16 protein-coding genes are annotated in these 16,076 nt (G+C 55.1%); 10 read left to right on the top strand and 6 right to left on the bottom strand.

What is annotated here, in order from left to right; all coding sequences use genetic code 11:
* Nucleotides 1-12 precede the first annotated feature (12 nt).
* Together P8T57_RS12925 and P8T57_RS12920 are read left to right on the top strand one after the other, a co-directional pair.
* Nucleotides 13-1,362, top strand: coding sequence for a M48 family metalloprotease (locus P8T57_RS12925; protein ID WP_341363333.1), 1,350 nt, complete (start codon nt 13-15; stop codon nt 1,360-1,362).
* Nucleotides 1,362-1,937 carry a hypothetical protein gene (locus tag P8T57_RS12920; protein WP_062952953.1) on the top strand — a complete coding sequence of 192 codons (576 nt, stop codon included), beginning with the start codon at nt 1,362-1,364 and terminating at the stop codon, nt 1,935-1,937. The genes P8T57_RS12925 and P8T57_RS12920 overlap by 1 nt, the downstream gene beginning before the upstream one ends.
* 65 nt (nt 1,938-2,002) lie before the next feature.
* Here the strand turns inward: P8T57_RS12920 and P8T57_RS12915 are convergent, their stop codons facing one another.
* The 3 genes from P8T57_RS12915 to P8T57_RS12905 all read right to left on the bottom strand — a co-directional run bounded on the left by P8T57_RS12915 (nt 2,003) and on the right by P8T57_RS12905 (nt 4,786).
* On the bottom strand, nt 2,003-2,488 hold the full coding sequence (locus P8T57_RS12915; protein ID WP_007091280.1) for a hypothetical protein: 486 nt from the start codon (nt 2,486-2,488) through the stop codon (nt 2,003-2,005).
* A 246-nt stretch (nt 2,489-2,734) separates the two neighbouring features.
* The gene (locus P8T57_RS12910) at nt 2,735-4,120 is read right to left on the bottom strand and encodes a 3-deoxy-7-phosphoheptulonate synthase class II (protein WP_007091279.1); all 1,386 of its coding nucleotides are present in this window, start codon (nt 4,118-4,120) and stop codon (nt 2,735-2,737) included.
* Nucleotides 4,121-4,429: 309 nt separating this feature from the next.
* Nucleotides 4,430-4,786: a hypothetical protein gene (locus tag P8T57_RS12905; RefSeq protein WP_341363332.1), complete on the bottom strand. Its 357-nt coding sequence runs from the start codon at nt 4,784-4,786 to the stop codon at nt 4,430-4,432.
* 46 nt (nt 4,787-4,832) lie between these two features.
* On the opposite strand from P8T57_RS12905, the gene P8T57_RS12900 reads away from it, so the two are divergent.
* The 3 genes from P8T57_RS12900 (at nt 4,833) to P8T57_RS12890 (ending at nt 7,118) form a co-directional block, all read left to right on the top strand.
* Nucleotides 4,833-5,630, top strand: coding sequence for a hypothetical protein (locus tag P8T57_RS12900; protein WP_341363331.1), 798 nt, complete (start codon nt 4,833-4,835; stop codon nt 5,628-5,630).
* 120 nt (nt 5,631-5,750) lie between these two features.
* The gene (locus P8T57_RS12895) at nt 5,751-6,500 is read left to right on the top strand and encodes a sulfite exporter TauE/SafE family protein (protein ID WP_341363330.1); all 750 of its coding nucleotides are present in this window, start codon (nt 5,751-5,753) and stop codon (nt 6,498-6,500) included.
* A 48-nt stretch (nt 6,501-6,548) separates the two neighbouring features.
* Nucleotides 6,549-7,118: a YigZ family protein gene (locus P8T57_RS12890; RefSeq protein WP_341363329.1), complete on the top strand. Its 570-nt coding sequence runs from the start codon at nt 6,549-6,551 to the stop codon at nt 7,116-7,118.
* A 9-nt stretch (nt 7,119-7,127) separates the two neighbouring features.
* Here P8T57_RS12890 and P8T57_RS12885 read toward each other — a convergent pair whose 3' ends face one another.
* On the bottom strand, nt 7,128-8,153 hold the full coding sequence (locus P8T57_RS12885; protein WP_341363328.1) for a LacI family DNA-binding transcriptional regulator: 1,026 nt from the start codon (nt 8,151-8,153) through the stop codon (nt 7,128-7,130).
* A 141-nt stretch (nt 8,154-8,294) separates the two neighbouring features.
* Here P8T57_RS12885 and P8T57_RS12880 point away from each other — a divergent pair, with 141 nt between their 5' ends.
* From P8T57_RS12880 to P8T57_RS12865, 4 genes are all read left to right on the top strand, one after another.
* Nucleotides 8,295-8,906 carry a gluconokinase gene (locus P8T57_RS12880; RefSeq protein ID WP_341363327.1) on the top strand — a complete coding sequence of 204 codons (612 nt, stop codon included), beginning with the start codon at nt 8,295-8,297 and terminating at the stop codon, nt 8,904-8,906.
* Nucleotides 8,903-9,931, top strand: a complete 1,029-nt coding sequence (locus P8T57_RS12875; protein WP_007091272.1) for a TRAP transporter substrate-binding protein — start codon at nt 8,903-8,905, stop codon at nt 9,929-9,931. The genes P8T57_RS12880 and P8T57_RS12875 overlap by 4 nt, the downstream gene beginning before the upstream one ends.
* Nucleotides 9,932-10,087: 156 nt before the next feature.
* Nucleotides 10,088-10,711 carry a TRAP transporter small permease subunit gene (locus P8T57_RS12870; RefSeq protein WP_341363326.1) on the top strand — a complete coding sequence of 208 codons (624 nt, stop codon included), beginning with the start codon at nt 10,088-10,090 and terminating at the stop codon, nt 10,709-10,711.
* A gap of 73 nt (nt 10,712-10,784) precedes the next feature.
* Complete coding sequence (locus tag P8T57_RS12865; RefSeq protein WP_341363325.1) at nt 10,785-12,092, top strand: TRAP transporter large permease subunit; 1,308 nt, start codon at nt 10,785-10,787, stop codon at nt 12,090-12,092.
* Between the two features lie 164 nt (nt 12,093-12,256).
* On the opposite strand, the gene P8T57_RS12860 is transcribed toward P8T57_RS12865, so the two are convergent.
* Nucleotides 12,257-13,273, bottom strand: a complete 1,017-nt coding sequence (locus P8T57_RS12860; RefSeq protein WP_114095410.1) for a 1-aminocyclopropane-1-carboxylate deaminase — start codon at nt 13,271-13,273, stop codon at nt 12,257-12,259.
* 179 nt (nt 13,274-13,452) lie between these two features.
* On the opposite strand from P8T57_RS12860, the gene P8T57_RS12855 reads away from it, so the two are divergent.
* The gene (locus P8T57_RS12855) at nt 13,453-13,941 is read left to right on the top strand and encodes an Lrp/AsnC ligand binding domain-containing protein (RefSeq protein WP_341363324.1); all 489 of its coding nucleotides are present in this window, start codon (nt 13,453-13,455) and stop codon (nt 13,939-13,941) included.
* A gap of 21 nt (nt 13,942-13,962) precedes the next feature.
* On the opposite strand, the gene pbpC is transcribed toward P8T57_RS12855, so the two are convergent.
* Nucleotides 13,963-16,074 carry a penicillin-binding protein 1C gene (pbpC, locus tag P8T57_RS12850; protein ID WP_341363323.1) on the bottom strand — a complete coding sequence of 704 codons (2,112 nt, stop codon included), beginning with the start codon at nt 16,072-16,074 and terminating at the stop codon, nt 13,963-13,965.
* Between the last annotated feature and the right edge of the window lie 2 nt (nt 16,075-16,076).

Here is a 16,076-nt window from a genome sequence, read left to right as displayed (position 1 = left end):
GAGTCTTTTCCAATGCAGGAACTATTTGTTCCGGGGATCATGCTAATGATCCTGATCGGGATCGCCTTTGTGACAGGCCGTCTGGCTGAAGCCGCCCACGAACGCGCCCTGCGCCGTGACGAGCAACTTTTGCCAAATCAGCACCTGAGCACCGAGGACCATGCCCCCGAAGACATCGTTCTGCGTTATAGCAGAATGGTCACCGGCAAGGTTGTGATCGGCGAAGACCGGTTCCGCAATCTGCTTGCGCGTCTGCGCATTTTCGTTGGCGGCCGACTGGGGGCACACGAAGCCACCATCACGCGTGCCAAACGCGAAGCCATGCTGCGCATGCGGACCGACGCCAAGGGTGCATCCCACATTACCGGCATCCGCATGACCACCGCCCAGCTTGGCCGCGGCATGGTTGAAATGATGGTTTCGGGCACGGCCCTTTATACCGACAAACGCCCCAGCGGCGGCTTTCCGTCTGCCCTGCCTGATGATGGCATCAATATCAGCCATAAAAACCTGCTGGTTGAATTTACATCGGCAAGTGCGGCGTTTCTGTTTATCTGCTGGGGCATTTACGCTGCCAGCGGTTTTGCTGTCGAATGGGCAACCCGCCAGATTTCGATCAAGGATGAAATCGCCATCTGGTCCGAGCTTGAAGGCGACTACATCACCGAACGCCGCAGCGATGATCAACGCAGCCTGCCGGAACGCTATATCCTTGATCTGATCAACTCGATCCCGAAATCAGCCCTTGGCCCGGCTGCGGCCTATGATTTCGAAGTTGTCATTATCCCCGATGACACGCCAAATGCCGCCGCCCTGCCCGGTGGGCTGATCCTTGTGCATACCGGCATGCTTGAACTGGTCGATACCGAAAACGAACTATTATCCATCCTTGGTCATGAAATCGGCCATTATAATGGCCGTGATCATCTTGAAGGGCTAGGGCGGCAGGCGGTTGGCGTTGCCCTGTCGGCGATGATGTTCCAGGCCGATGCGGTTCTGACCACCTGGATCGCCGGTTGGCCGAAAATGCTGGCCGATCTGGATTATTCCCGATCCCAGGAACTTGATGCCGATAAATGGGGACTCGATATCGTCATGGCGAAATATGGCCATGCCACCGATGTCGCAACCACCTTTGCCAAGCTTGCAATGATGCAGGAGGATGAGAGCATGCTTGATTATCTCGGCACGCACCCTCATCCAATGGATCGCGTGCGACGCCTTAATAAAATGGTTGCGGACCGCAATCTGCCGCTTGGTGAACCGATACCGCTACAGACAGCTTTCGAACGATATGTCGATGCCCTCGAAGGGCAATCAACAATCTACGACGAATACGAAGCTCCGGAAGGATCAGAATAATGCGTCTCTTTTTATCCCCGTTCCGCTTTCTTAGCGTCAGCGGCAAACCCAATATCGAATTCTGGTTCACCCAGTGCATCATTCTGGCATCAACGGTTCTTGGTGTGTATCTGGCAAGCTTTGCCGGCTTCCGGATTGCGGTTGATTTCGACCGCTATCAAAGTCTGTCGGATGTCAGCTATCTGGAAAAATCGCTTGAGGCCGAGTTTGTCGACAATATCGAGCGTGTAGAACAATGGATCGCGGAATATCCCGAAGCCCCGATGAAATGGCACGCCCGCGAACTGACGCCAGAAGCGACGCATCGGCTTGACGATATGGTCTGGTCGACGATGCGTTATTCACCGCGTACGTTCGAGGTCCATCCGGAAATCATTACTGGCGTGCGTCGTTTCTATACCGGTATCGAAGCCCAGATGACCAGTCTGTTCCAGCAACAGTCGGCCAACGGCTATTCCCGTCGCGCCATTGAAAACATGAAACAGCAGGTCGCGGCTGCACGCACCGATATCCTGCCAAAACTGCGTGGCGAAATCGAAACGCTTGATGCAGAACTGGCCGATATGATGGATTGATCGATCGATCCGACAATGCGAAGGCCGGGAAACATAAAACACCCGGCCTTTTTTATGCGGGATTTTTACAGCGCCAGTGCAGCGTCAATTTCATCCTGGCTCATGGTTTTGGCCGACCCATGGATGATGCCACTTGCGACATCCATGAAACGCTGCAGGGACAATGTCACCGTACTGGCAGTTTCGCGTAAAAGGTCTTCATTACCCTCGGCAATCAGCGCATCAAGCTGTTCGTTGGCGCGAAACACGATGGCATTCATATGCTCGATGGTTTCCTCGAACGGGCGTCGGAAACGAGCCGGCACATGATCATAGGCCTCAATCGCCAATTCCTTGTCGGAAAAGGCACTGTCACGGAAATGGTCCTGATAGCTTTTCGGCGCCCATTCCTTGCAGTCCTCAATCATGTCGGGCATGTCAGGAACCATTTCCAGAAGCATCACGATTTCATTGAAATGGTTCAGGTAATCGGTCGCAAGCAGCGTGGTCGAGGAAATGTTGGTTCCCTCCACTTTTTTCTGCCATGCGGCGAAATCCGCCTCATCCACCATGTTTCGTGCGACCCCTTCCCCAAAATCCCCGCGATATCGTGCCGCGATTGTCTATACTTAAGGATGTTGTGCCAATCAGTGTAGAGGCAAAATGCATACTCACTGTCAGAATTAACGAAACATCCTCCAGCCACGCATCCCTTAAATAGAAAAAACCACGAACTCAACTCTCAAAAAGACATGCCACCTATAAAAAAGGCGTCCGGTTTCCCGAACGCCTTTTCGCATCAATTGTTCGATGTTCAATTATGCCGACGCTGCAAGCTGCTCCGCACGAACGCTGTCGCGTTCTTTTTTGATCATTTCGGCGATCAGGAAGGCAAGTTCAAGGGCCTGCCCGCCATTCAAACGCGGATCGCAATGGGTGTGGTAACGATCCGACAGGCTGTCGACCGTCACTTCACGTGCACCGCCAATGCATTCGGTCACATCCGTACCGGTCATTTCAAAATGAACGCCACCGGCATGGGTGCCTTCGGCCTTGTGCACATCAAAGAACGATTTGACTTCCGACAGGATCGCATCGAACGGACGGGTTTTATAACCGTTCGCCGCCTTGATCGTGTTGCCATGCATCGGATCGCAGGACCAGACAACCTTGCGGCCCTCTGCCTTGACCCGCTGCACCAGACGGGGCAGGTGATCTTCAACCTTGCCCGCTCCCATGCGTGCGATCAGAGTCAGACGACCGGCTTCGTTTTTCGGGTTCAACGCATCGATCAGACGGATCAGATCGTCTTCTTCGGTGGTCGGTCCGCATTTCATGCCAATCGGATTGTTCACACCACGCATGAATTCAACATGCGCCCCGTCAAGCTGACGGGTACGATCACCGATCCACAGCATATGCGCCGAACAGTCGTACCAGTCACCGGTCAGGCTGTCCTGACGGGTCAAGGCCTGTTCGTAACCCAGCAAAAGCGCCTCGTGCGAGGTATAGAAATCCGTCTCGCGCATCTGCGGGGCGGTTTCGGCCGTGATGCCGCACGCCTGCATGAAGGCAACAGCTTCGTCAATCTGGGTTGTCATCTTGCGATATCGTTCGCCCGCGGGGCTGTTATCGACAAATGACAGGTTCCAACGGTGTATTTTACTCAGGTCGGCAAACCCGCCCTGCGCGAAAGCACGCAAAAGGTTCAGCGTCGATGCCGACTGGTTATAGGCACGGATCTGGCGCTGCGGATCAGGAACACGGGCTTCGGATGTAAACTCGATGCCGTTGATATTGTCACCGCGATAGCTTGGCAGTTCGACGCCATCAATGGTTTCGGTATCCGCCGAGCGCGGCTTGGCAAACTGCCCCGCCATACGGCCAACCTTGACCACCGGGCATGCCGCGCCATAGGTCAGGACAACCGCCATCTGCAACATGACCTTAAAGGTGTCGCGAATGTTGTTCGGGTGAAATTCCTTAAAGCTCTCGGCACAGTCCCCGCCCTGCAGCAGGAATGCGTTGCCTTCGGCAACTTCACCAAGCTTTTCTTTCAACGCGCGCGCTTCGCCAGCAAACACCAAAGGAGGATAGCTGCCGAGCTCTTGCTCTACGGCCTTGACGGCCTGTGCATCCGGATATGTCGGCATCTGCTTCACAGGCAGTTTGCGCCAACTATCAATGCTCCAGCTCTTGCTCATTTGCTTCCTCTCAATCCGGCATGTCCATCATGCCGTTACTATACCATATACTCAGCGTCACAGCGGATTTCCGCCCATATCGCCGATGCTGTCAACCGGGCCAAACTTGATACGGGTTTTGCAACCGCATTTCCACCCCTTCCGTGCAATTCGCAAAGAAAAACCCGCAAATTTTTACCAATACCCACAAACAAAACGCAAAATTCCACCCCAAGCCGCCATTCCAGATGGATTTGGGAGGGTGCCCGTTTCCGTCGGGGCTCCGGAAATCTTGCGAATCCGGCTGCCCTTCATGCCATCAACGCCCTATCAGCACTTCCGGTTTTCGTATCTGTCCATCACAAACTTACCTCGCGTCCGTCGGCAAAAGGCCAGCAACTTTGGAAAGATAAAGGCCATGCCCACAACCAACAGCAATAGTTTTGCCTTTCGCAAATCGTTGATGGGTCCGCCTGGCCCGGCAATTCCAATACCGCGTTCGGTTTGGGGGCCATGGAAACCGACCGACAGCGTGGCCCCCTGCCAAAGCTCAGATAATCCGGTTCCGCCACCCCTGCCAACCTCCACATCCGAGATGCGGTTTGAGTGGCGGCTTGAAAAAGCCAGCAAGCAATACAAGCCCAGCCTGCCATCCATGGCACCGGGACCGTTTGATCCGCCGATCATGAATTGGCGCCTCTATGTCAGCCAGATTTTATAGGGATGTAACGCCATGTTTGTTCTTCTGGACACAAATGGAAATCTCTTACGCCCGACACCCGAAGCATCAACAGCTTACAATTCATACTGGTACCCGGGAACAGACGGCACGTCCGGCGACTTCGATTTTGGATCCGGATGCGAGGCATGGTTTACCTGCCCTGCCTGCCAACGCAAAGTTCCCAATGCCTTTGCACAGGCAGATCACAATTTTCCCGACAGCCTATTAAAAGACATGTTTACCGGTGCAAATCAAAACAGATACCAACAGATTAGTAATCTGGCTGCGCAGCACAATAATAACCCTATGGCTGGCAACGGCTCCTGGGGCAACACATTGGGGGAAACGACCATCAGTCTCCCCGATTTCAGTTTTGTTCAATATTACGTCCTCGGTTACGGGGAGACCGACAAGACATTCTACGAAACATGGCGCAATGACGATGAAGACGATCCAATAGAAATATTGACCGCCACACGCGTCAATGGGCAAACACAGTTCAGGTTCAATGTGCCTGCCTTCCAGAACCCGATCACCCATTCTCTGGTCGATGTCGCCTGCGCCGACCACGATAATCTTTGCATGATCTGTTTGGCCTGCAATCAGGCAAAATCCAATGCACTTTATCCAGCCCACGCGCCTTTTACTCAAGAAGTGCGTCAACTACCCGGCGCAAACATTCGGCAGGCAAACGCAATGCCAACCAATCAGGGCGTAACCTATACCGTTCCCCCGGAAGGAAACTGCAACAACGCTCCCTCCCCTTATCAGAATGACGACGATGTCGATATGCAAGACGAGGATACTTAGTCCTCGTAACCGCCTTGTAGATTCCGGCGTTAACCCCGGAACATCCTGAAAACCAGTATTAATCGATAAACTTATCATCTATTAGACAAGGGTATTCCAAGCAGGATCAACGGAACCCCTATGACAATCGAAACGGCAGTGATCATTGCCTGCGCCTATTTCATTGCCGCTTTTGTCAAAGGGGCAACCGGGCTTGGCTTTTCAACATCCGCCCTGCCGGTTCTCGCCCTTGGTATCGGATTAAAGGCCGCGATGCCGCTGGTGATCATTCCATCACTGGTCAGCAACAGCATCGTCATGGCACAGGCCGGGCATTTTCACGAAACCGTCAAGCGGTTCTGGCCTATGTTCGTTGCCACCGTGCCAGGGCTTGTCGTCGGGCTTGTGGTGCTTGATCTGGTCAACAGCCTGATGGCGGGGGCGGTTCTTGGCGTTGTTTTGATGGTTTACGGCGCAGTGACATTATGGCGGCCGGGGCGGCCGGTACCGGAAAAACTGCAAAAACCATTGGCCCCGGTGATGGGGTTCGCAACGGGGCTTGTCAATGGCATTACCGGATCACAGGTCATGCCGGTTCTGCCTTTCCTGCTGGCCCTTCGTCTGGACCCGAAACGTTTCATACAGGCGATCAATATTTCCTTCAGCCTGTCGAGCATCGTGATGGCCATTGGCCTGTCAAAACTTGGCCTGATGACGCTTGAAACTGTCTGGATATCTCTTGCCGGGTTAATACCGGTTTATCTGGGCACCAAGCTTGGCGGCATTGTCAGATCACGCATGGATGCGGAAAGTTTCCGCAGGCTGGTCCTGATCATGCTGGTGATCTTCGGGGTGATCCTGATCGGCAAATTCGCACTGTTTCACCCTTAACGCTTGAGCACGCTGGTGCATTGCGCCTGCCTTTGCTATCCAGTCGTGATGAAAACCATCATCCGCCCTGCATTCGCCGAAACTGAAGAAAAGAAATCGCGCTTCCTGGCCGAGCTGGTCCCCTATGACCATCTTGCGGCACGACTGGCGGAACTGCGCATCGCCCATCCCAAGGCCAATCATCATGTTACCGCCTATCGTTACTTGAATGACGCAGACCAGTTGATCGAACATGGCAAGGATGATGGCGAACCATCGGGCACATCTGGCGTGCCGTGCCTGAAGGTGCTTCAGGGGCGTGATCTGATCAATGTTGCGGTGATCGTCACGCGCTATTTTGGCGGTGTGAAGCTTGGCACCGGCGGATTGGTGCGCGCTTATAGCGGGGCGGCAAATGCGGTTTGCAGCGTCGCTGATTTCATCGATTATGTCCCAGAGGGAGAGGCGGAACTGTTTGCCGGATTTTCCGACGCCGGAACGCTCGAACAGGCCTGCGCACAGGATGGGATCACGGTTCTGGACCGGCAATTTGATAGCATGGGCACGCATATCCGGATTTCAGGACCAAAGGATCTGGTTGCCGAACTGGCCGGACGTTTCCCGATCCATCACGATTAGAACAGTATATCAGCCCCGTCGCGCGGTACTTTGACGTTCCTGCAACTGGAAACCAAGATCGACAACGCGGTTTTCCGGTTCTTCACCATCCAGCCTTGTCCGGATCATATCAACCGCCGTTTTACCGATCCCGTAGCGGTTTGTCCGGATACTGGTCAATGACGGACAGGCCGCTGCCATCATTTCAAGATCGTTGAAACCGATAATGCCAAGGTCTTCGGGCACGCTAAGACCGGCATGCTGGCAGCCAAACAGAACGCCCAGCGCCATATCATCATTGTTGCAGAAAACCGCTTCTATATCCGGGCGCTTTGCACGCAACGTTGCGATCAGTTCTGCGCCCAGTGATGTGCTTGATGACCGGGTTGTTGTCATGAACAGCTCCGAATCATACCGGCCTGCTGATCGCAGTGCTTCGGCAAAGCCTTCCATGCGGCGGCGTGATCGCGGGTCCATGCGTGCACCGATGAAACCAATATTGCGATATCCACGCTGCAACAGGTGATATCCGGCCGCGCGCCCGCCTTCGAAATGCGAGAATCCGACCATCATATCAATTGGATCGGGATCGACTTCCATGACCTGCACCACCGGACAATCGGCACTTTCCAGCAAGGCCCGCGCCGCCGGGGTCTGATCCCCACCCGCAACAATCAGGGCCGCAGGGCGCTGCCCAAGGAAAATGCGGATCAGGCGTTCTTCTTCTGCCGCGACATAGCGCGAATTGCCAAGCTGCACCTGAAGCGGCCCCTGTTCCAGCTCGTCATAAATCGCGCGCAGCGTATCGGCAAACACGTTATTGGTCAGCGACGGCACGATCACGCCAACAATGTTGGACCGCGATGATGCCAGCGCACTGGCATGGGAATGGGGAACATAATCAAGCTTGCGAACGGCGGCATCGATGCGTTCGCGCAACGGGGCGGATACCTTGGCCGGATCACGCAAGGCCCGCGAAACGGTGATCGTACTGACCCCGGCCTTATCAGCCACATCAGCGATGGTCGGCCGCCCGGCCCCTCTGCGTTTTCTCATGTCTTCCTTCTCATGCCCTGTTCCTCATATCCGCGATCCCGGCGTTGCACAATATCTGTTGACTCGATGTTAGCGCTATCATTATGTTAGCGCTAACAAAGCAAGGCGGGCAAGGCCCGCTCAAGAAAAGACGAAATAAAAGTGGCGGGAGGATTAGCCATCAAAGCCGAATTTGTCATCGTGATGGGTGTCAGCGGATCAGGCAAGACCGCGGTCGCAAAGGGCCTTGCCAGCATCATGAATGGTGTGTGGCTTGACGCGGACGATTATCATCCCCCGCAAAATGTCGAAAAAATGCGCAATGGCATCCCGCTTGATGACGAGATGCGCTGGCCGTGGCTGGCATCACTTGGGGCGGCTGCCAAAGAAGTCGCGCATGGAATTGAGTCAAACCATGTATCGCCGAAAATCTTTATCGCCTGTTCGGCACTGAAACGGCGCTATCGCGATTTCCTGCGCGATCACATGGCACCCGTAACTTTTGTTTTTCTGGACGGTTCGCGCGAAGTGATCCGGTCCCGGCTGGATCGCCGGGTCGGCCATTTCATGCCGCCCGGATTGCTTGACAGTCAGTTGGCCGATCTCGAACCGCTGGGGCCGGACGAGACAAGCGTGACTGTTTCCATCGACGCCCCGATTGAAGCCGTGGTTTCGACCGCTGCTGCCCGTCTTGCAGCCGGCGAAATCGACAGTCCATCCACCAAAACGCATAACACCGCCGGAAAACCGGTAACCCAGGGAGAAGACAGATGACCCTATCGTTCAAGACACTCGCCGGAACCGCACTTGCCGCCAGCCTGATGATGGCATCACCGCTGATCGCAAATGCACAGGAATTCACCCTTAAAGTCCAGTCAAGCGATGCGGCTGGCGTGCCGAACTTTGTACTGGAGCAGGAATGGGCCGAGCGTGTCGGCAAAATGTCGGGCGGACGCATTGCGATTGAAATGCTGCCGGTCAACTCGGTTGTTGAACATGCCGAAACCCAGGACGCAATTGCTGCTGGCATCATTGACGGCCACATCACCGATACGAGCTATTTCACCGGTAAAGACCCGGCATTCGGCCTGATCGCCAATCCGGTCGGTGCATGGTCGGCACCGTCCGAAATGCTGCGTTTCGTTGAATATGGTGGCGGCAAGGAACTGATGAATGAACTGCTGCAACCCTATGGCCTGCATTTCATCGGGGCGGTGACACCGGGCCTTGAGGCATTCGTTTCGTCAAAACCGCTTGATGGCGTTGCTGATCTCAAGGGGCTGAAAATGCGCGCACCAGAAGGTATGGTGCAGGAAGTCTTTGCCGCGGCCGGTGCGTCGCCTGTGAACATTCCGCAGTCCGAAGTTTTCACATCCCTTGATAAAAAGGTGATTGATGCTGCGGATGCGACCGTGTTCTCGACCAACCAGGCAATGGGTCTGCATGACGTCGCCAAACATCCGGTCTATCCGGGCTTCCATTCCATGCCGATGCTTGAAGTTTCGGTCAACAAGGCGAAATGGGATTCCATGCCCGAAGACCTCCAGACCATTCTGGAAGTTTCGGTCCGTGATCTTGCGCGCGACATGGACGCACAGCTGGCCATGAAAGACATGGAAGCCGTTGCCAAGGCCCGTGCCGAAGGTGGGGTTACCATCCACAACTGGTCAGCCGAGGAACGCAACAAATTCCGTAAAATCGCAACCAGCCAGTGGGAAAAAGTCGCGGCACGTTCGGAAAATGCCCAGAAGGTTTATGATACACTCGTCAAATACCTGACCGAACAGGGCATGATCTGAGCCTGCCTTGATACATCCGTTTCCGGCGGTGCCCGCAAAGGCCCGCCGGAACGACCCGGTACAATCCGGCCAAGCCAGATAGAAGAGACGCTATCGGGTGATGCGGTCCTCCCCGTTGCCGGATTGTATTCTTTGTCGTGACAAGGAATGCTGAAAATGGCCCCGAGCGCAGAAAAAATGGCGCATAGCGAAATTCCCCCTGCCCTGGAACCGGATGGCGCATTAACCCCCGTACCAGAGGTTTCCGGCATTTTTGGCCGGATTGTCGACAAGATCAGCACGGTTTTCGCGCTGGGTTTCCTGTTGGCGATGGGTATCCTGATTTTCGAGATTTTCATGCGTCACGTTTTTAACAGCCCGACCCTTTGGGCGCATGAAACCACAACGTTTTTATCGGCCATCGGCTTTGTTTTTGCCGGGCTTTACTGTGCATCGCGCGACAAACATATCCGGGTTGTCATCATCTATGACATTGCCGGGCCAAAATTGCGTCGGGCACTTGATATCGGCATATCAATCGTCTGTGCCATTTCGTCGGGCTTTTTCGCCTGGGCGGGGTGGTTGATGGTGCAGCGTGCCGCCTTCAAACCCGATGGTAGCATCCATCTGGAAACCACCGGCAGCGCCTTTAACGCGCCTTATCCGGGATTACTGAAAATCTTCATGCTGTTGGTTCTGATCGCGTTAACGATCCAGTTTGTCGTTCTGGCTATCAATTATGTCCGCGCCAAACCTTATGATATGCGCGCAAATTCCGGGGCGGCAAAAGACAATGACTGACCAGAACTCCTGCCCAAACTCGCCCATGCACAGCATGAAGACCGTTATATCCGGCGCAACAGGATAAATCCCGATGTTTGATTTGCAGTCCCTTGGCATTGAATATGGCACGCTTGCGATGTTCGTGCTGCTGCTTGGTTTTTTGATGACCGGCATGCCGCTGGCATTTGTGACCCTGCTGATTGCCCTGCTGTTTACCCTTGGCTGGTTCGGACCGATGGCGGTACCGCTAATCACAAGCAGGGTCTATTCGTTTGTGTCATCCTTTGTCTTTGTCTCGGTCCCGATGTTCGTGATGATGGCAGCAATCCTTGATCGATCCGGCATTGCCAAGGACCTGTTCGAAGCCATGCGCCTGTTTGGCGGCCGGCTTAAGGGCGGGGTTGCGGTCCAGACGATTTTTGTCGCCGTCATTCTGGCCGCCATGAGCGGCATCATCGGCGGCGAGATCGTGTTGCTGGGCTTGCTGGCACTGCCACAGATGCTGCGTCAGGGATATGACAAGAACCTGGCCATCGGGGTTGTCTGTGCTGGCGGGTCGCTGGGTACTATGGTGCCACCATCCATCGTTCTGATCATCTATGGCCTGACGGCGAACGTGTCGATCGGCGATCTGTTTACCGCGTCCTTCCTGCCGGGCTTCATGCTGGCGGGGTTCTATGTCGCCTATGTGCTGTTTCGAAGCTACACGGGGGATAATATCGCCCCGCCGCCGCACACCGAAAAAATCCCGAACGAAGAAAAGATTCGCCTGCTCAAGGGCCTGATCCTGCCGTTCCTAGTCGTGATCTGTGTTCTGGGGTCGATCTATGGCGGAATTGCGTCGGTCACGGAAGCCTCGGCCGTCGGTGTTGCCGGGGTGGTTGCCTCGACCATCGTTCGGCGCGAATTTTCGCTTTCCATGCTCAAGGCCGCATCGCTTCAGACACTGTCGACATGCGGCATGATTGTCTGGATCGGGATTGGCGCATCGGCACTGGTCGGAGTATTCAACCTGATGGGCGGGATCAAGTTTGTATCCGTCCTGATTACCGGCATTTCCGATGACCCGATGATCATCATCCTGTTCATGATGCTGATCCTGTTCGTGCTGGGCATGTTCCTTGACTGGGTCGGGATCGCCCTTCTGACCATGCCGATCTTTGTTCCGATCATCAAACAGCTTGGCTTTGATCCAGTATGGTTCGGGGTGCTGTTTGCGATGAACATGCAGGTCAGCTTCCTGTCCCCGCCGTTTGGCCCTGCCGCGTTTTACCTGAAATCCGTGGCACCACCGGACATAACGCTTGGCACGATCTTCAAGGCACTGGTGCCATTCATCTGCCTGCAGGTGCTGGCCGTGGCCATTCTGATCATCTTCCCGGGAATTACAGGGCGATAGGATCATCCGGACCGATAGAAACCCAAAACGACAAAGGGGAAGCCATAACGGCTTCCCCTTTGCGTTCGCACCACCCCATCCTCAAGGGAGAGCTGTGGGAGACCAAATTCCCGCCAGAACGGGAATGACAGGGTGGCGAGGGTGCAAGGGTTGTGAACGGCCAGTCAACCGTTACGATAAAGGTAACTATAGGCATTGATCGCCGGCACACCGCCAAGATGGGCGTACAGGACTTTGGACCCCTTGGGGAAATAGCCCTTTTTGACCAGATCGATCATGCCCTGCATCGATTTGCCCTCGTAAACCGGGTCGGTCATCATGCCTTCCAGACGACCACACAGGCGAATTGCCTCGTTGGTTTCATCGGACGGCACGCCATAAGCCGGATAGGCATAATCTTCGATCAGAGTGATGTCGCGATCCGAAATACCGCCTTCAAGTTCGACCAAATTGGCAGTTTTCTGCGCAATCGCCAGAACCTGCGCGCGGGTCTGTTCGAGGGTACCCGACGCATCAATGCCAACCACCTTATCCGCACGGCCATCGGCGGCAAAACCGACAGCCATCCCGGCATGGGTGGAACCGGTCACGGTGCAGACCACGATATAATCGAATTTAAAGCCAAGCTCGGCTTCCTGGGCGCGGACTTCCTCGGCAAAGCCGACAAAACCAAGACCGCCATATTTATGCACCGATGCCCCGGCCGGGATCGGATAAGGCACCCCGCCCTTGGCCTTCACATCCTCAAGGGCGGCTTCCCAGCTTTCGCGGATACCGATATCAAAGCCCTCATCGACCAGCTCGATCTCCGCCCCCATGACGCGGCTCATCAGAATGTTGCCGACCCGGTCATAAACCGCATCGTTAAACGGCACCCAGCTTTCCTGCACCAGACGGCATTTCATGCCGATCTTGGCGGCGATGGCCGCAACCTGCCTTGTGTGGTTGGATTGCACACCGCCGATGGTGACAAGGGTATCGGCCCCGGATTTGATCGCATCGGGGATGATATATTCCATCTTGCGGACCTTGTTGCCGCCAAAGGCCAGCCCGGAATTGCAATCCTCGCGCTTGGCAAAAAGTTCGACATCGCCGCCAAGATGGGCGGAAAGACGCGGCAAGGCCTCGATCGGGGTCGGGCCAAAGGTCAGTTTGTATTTTTCAAATTTATCCAGGCGCATCGCGCACTCCCTGATTTGCAGAACGACATGGGAAACGAACCTCATGAAGGGGAAATGCTACCGCCAACCGCGTGAAAGGTGTTCTCGAACTTCGTGCCAATTTTTCACACGAAGCTTTCATCACATATCAAAATGTGCCTAGAATTTCGAAAATTTATAGAATTCCGGAAGGTCCTTTCATGACGCAGCATGCCAATCCCGCAAATGCCACCCCGATAGACCGCATTGATCAAAAGATTCTGCGCCTGCTGCAAAGTGACGGGCGGATGGGCAATGCCGATATTGCCAAACGGGTCAATGTCAGCCCGGCCACCTGCCACCGCCGGATGCAACGCCTGTTTGAAGAAGGATATATCACCTCCATCCGCGCCCAGATCGCCCCGGACAAGGTGGATCGCGCCGCGCTGGTGATGGTTGGTGTGGTACTGGACCGCTCAACCCCTGACAGCTTCGCCGCATTCGAAACCGCGTGCCGGAAACTTCCGTTCATCCTTGATTGCCATCTGGTGGCGGGGGATTTCGATTACTTTCTGAAAATCCGGGTCCGCGACATGGCCGATTTCAATCACCTGCATGGCGATCAGCTGATTGCGCTTCCCGGTGTCCGGCAAACGCGAACGTTTTTTGTGATGAAAGAGGTCGTCGACAATGCACCGCTGGCGTTTTGACCAAGAACAAGATCAACAGAGTTAGCGGTCGGACGGCAACGCTGTACGAATGGTGATGCGGCGATGGTGCGCTGCTCCCTGACGATCAAGCACGGTGATATCGTAAAAACCCGGTGCATCGGGCATCCAGTTTACGGTGCGTTTCCAAGGGTCGGAAACAAGCGGCACGCCATTGATGATCCAGATCAGAGGGCGCAGGCCGTTGCGGGCACGTAGCGGCACGCCGCGCTGCTGAATATCGCCGAGCAGGAAAACCGCATCCTCGGCAGGGGAAATGATATCAAGGCCGTTGGCAGCCTGTTTTGTTGTGCCCTTCTGTTGACGCGAAAAGTCCTTAAGAAGGTCGGGCGGCGGGGCTTTCCAAAGGTTAAAGGCCGCTTTCCTGGCCGGTGGCAAAGGCGGACGAGGGAGTTTTTCAAACACGGAAAACAAAATGGGGGCGGCAGCGCCAAGGCCGGTTTGGCCCGGTATCGGTTGCCCGGATGCCTTCCCCACCCAAACGCCAACGGTATAATCCCCGGCATAGCCAAATGCCCAAGCGTCGCGATAGCCATATGAGGTACCGGTTTTAAAGGCAATCGGCGGGGCATTGGTATTGTCCAACGATTGCCAACGATATCCCGCAGGACGCGGCGTATTTTGCAAAATACCCGTGATCCAGTTTTGAGTTCGAACTGAAAACATATCGCTGTCGGACAGGCACGGAACGGGCGCCCGATCACGCAGATATTGCAACGGACAGTTTTTACGATCCGCAGCCAGTGCCCGATAAAACCCGATCAGGTCTTCAAGGCGCACGCCAACCCCGCCAAGCGCCATGGCAAGATTGGGACTTTGCGCTTCACCGGGCAACCGCATTTCAAGGCCATTTCGGCGCAAGCTTTGCGCAAACCGGATCGGGCCATATCGTTCAAGCACCTTGACGGCCGGGATGTTGAGGCTAAATCGCAGGGCGTCGGCAATACTGACCTGACCATATTCGCCGTGATCGAAATTGGTCGGGTGGTAACTGCCATCGGCAATTTCCCGATCCCAGATCATGGTCTGGGGATGGGTCTGGTGATCATCAAATGACAGGGCGTAGATGAACGGCTTTAAAGTTGATCCGGGGGAACGGATGGCACGCGTCATATCGACGAACCCGTGACTGACCCGATCCAGATAATCGCGAGACCCCAGATGGGCACGGACCTTTGACGTACTGTTTTCAACAACCATAATGGCCACAGAACGTTCGGGGGCCTGATCCGCACCGTGAAATTCAACAAGCTTTTGAAGGTCAGCCTGAAGGGCCGGATCAATCGTCGTGACGATACGGGGCTGATCGCGATTGGCTGCGACCAACCGTTCGGCAAGATGCGGGGCAAGCATCGGCAACGGATATTGCGCAACGGGCAAAGGTTCCGCCAAAGCTTCGATATAATCGGCCCGGGAAATGGCATTCGTTAAATATAGCCGATCCAGCACCTTGTCACGGGCAGCACGCGCCGTTTCGGGAAAACGATCCGGGCGCAGACGGCCGGGCGATTGCGGCAGCACGGTAAGCAAGGCCGCCTCTGCAATTGTCAGGTGATCGGGTTCTTTGCGGAAATAGACATGGGTGGCACTTCGAATACCTTCGACACGCCCGCCAAACGGAGCCAGCGTGACATACATATCAAGGATTTCCGTTTTGGAATAATGGGCTTCGAGTTGGATGGCGCGCAGCATTTCGACGATTTTTGATAGGATCGTGCGATCACGCGGCTCCAGAAGGCGGGCAACCTGCATCGTCAGTGTTGATCCTCCCGACACGACATGCCCTGCCCGCACCCATTGCCCGACGGCGCGGATAAGGGCCAGCGGATCAACGCCAAAGTGACTGTCAAAACGGCGGTCCTCATAGGATTTCAGAAACCGGATATATTTCGGATCAATTTCCGCAATCCGCGTTTCCAGCCGCAGCAATCCATCGGCGGTGCCAAAAACCCGCAACGGGCGGCCATTTTCACCTTCAACCACGGTTGAAAGATCATCCAACCGGGCAAGATTGGGCGGGAAAACCCGATCAAGCCCCCACAGACACGCCATTGCCAGCAGAAAACTGCCGACAATGATAGAAGCGCGTCCGGGTTTGGGCCATGTCAATGTCACGG

Origin of the sequence: Thalassospira sp. SN3W (assembly GCF_038070535.1) — a bacterium.
In the GTDB taxonomy this organism is placed as follows: Bacteria; Pseudomonadota; Alphaproteobacteria; order Rhodospirillales; family Thalassospiraceae; genus Thalassospira; species Thalassospira xiamenensis.
This window is presented reverse-complemented; position numbering and strand designations above follow the sequence as displayed.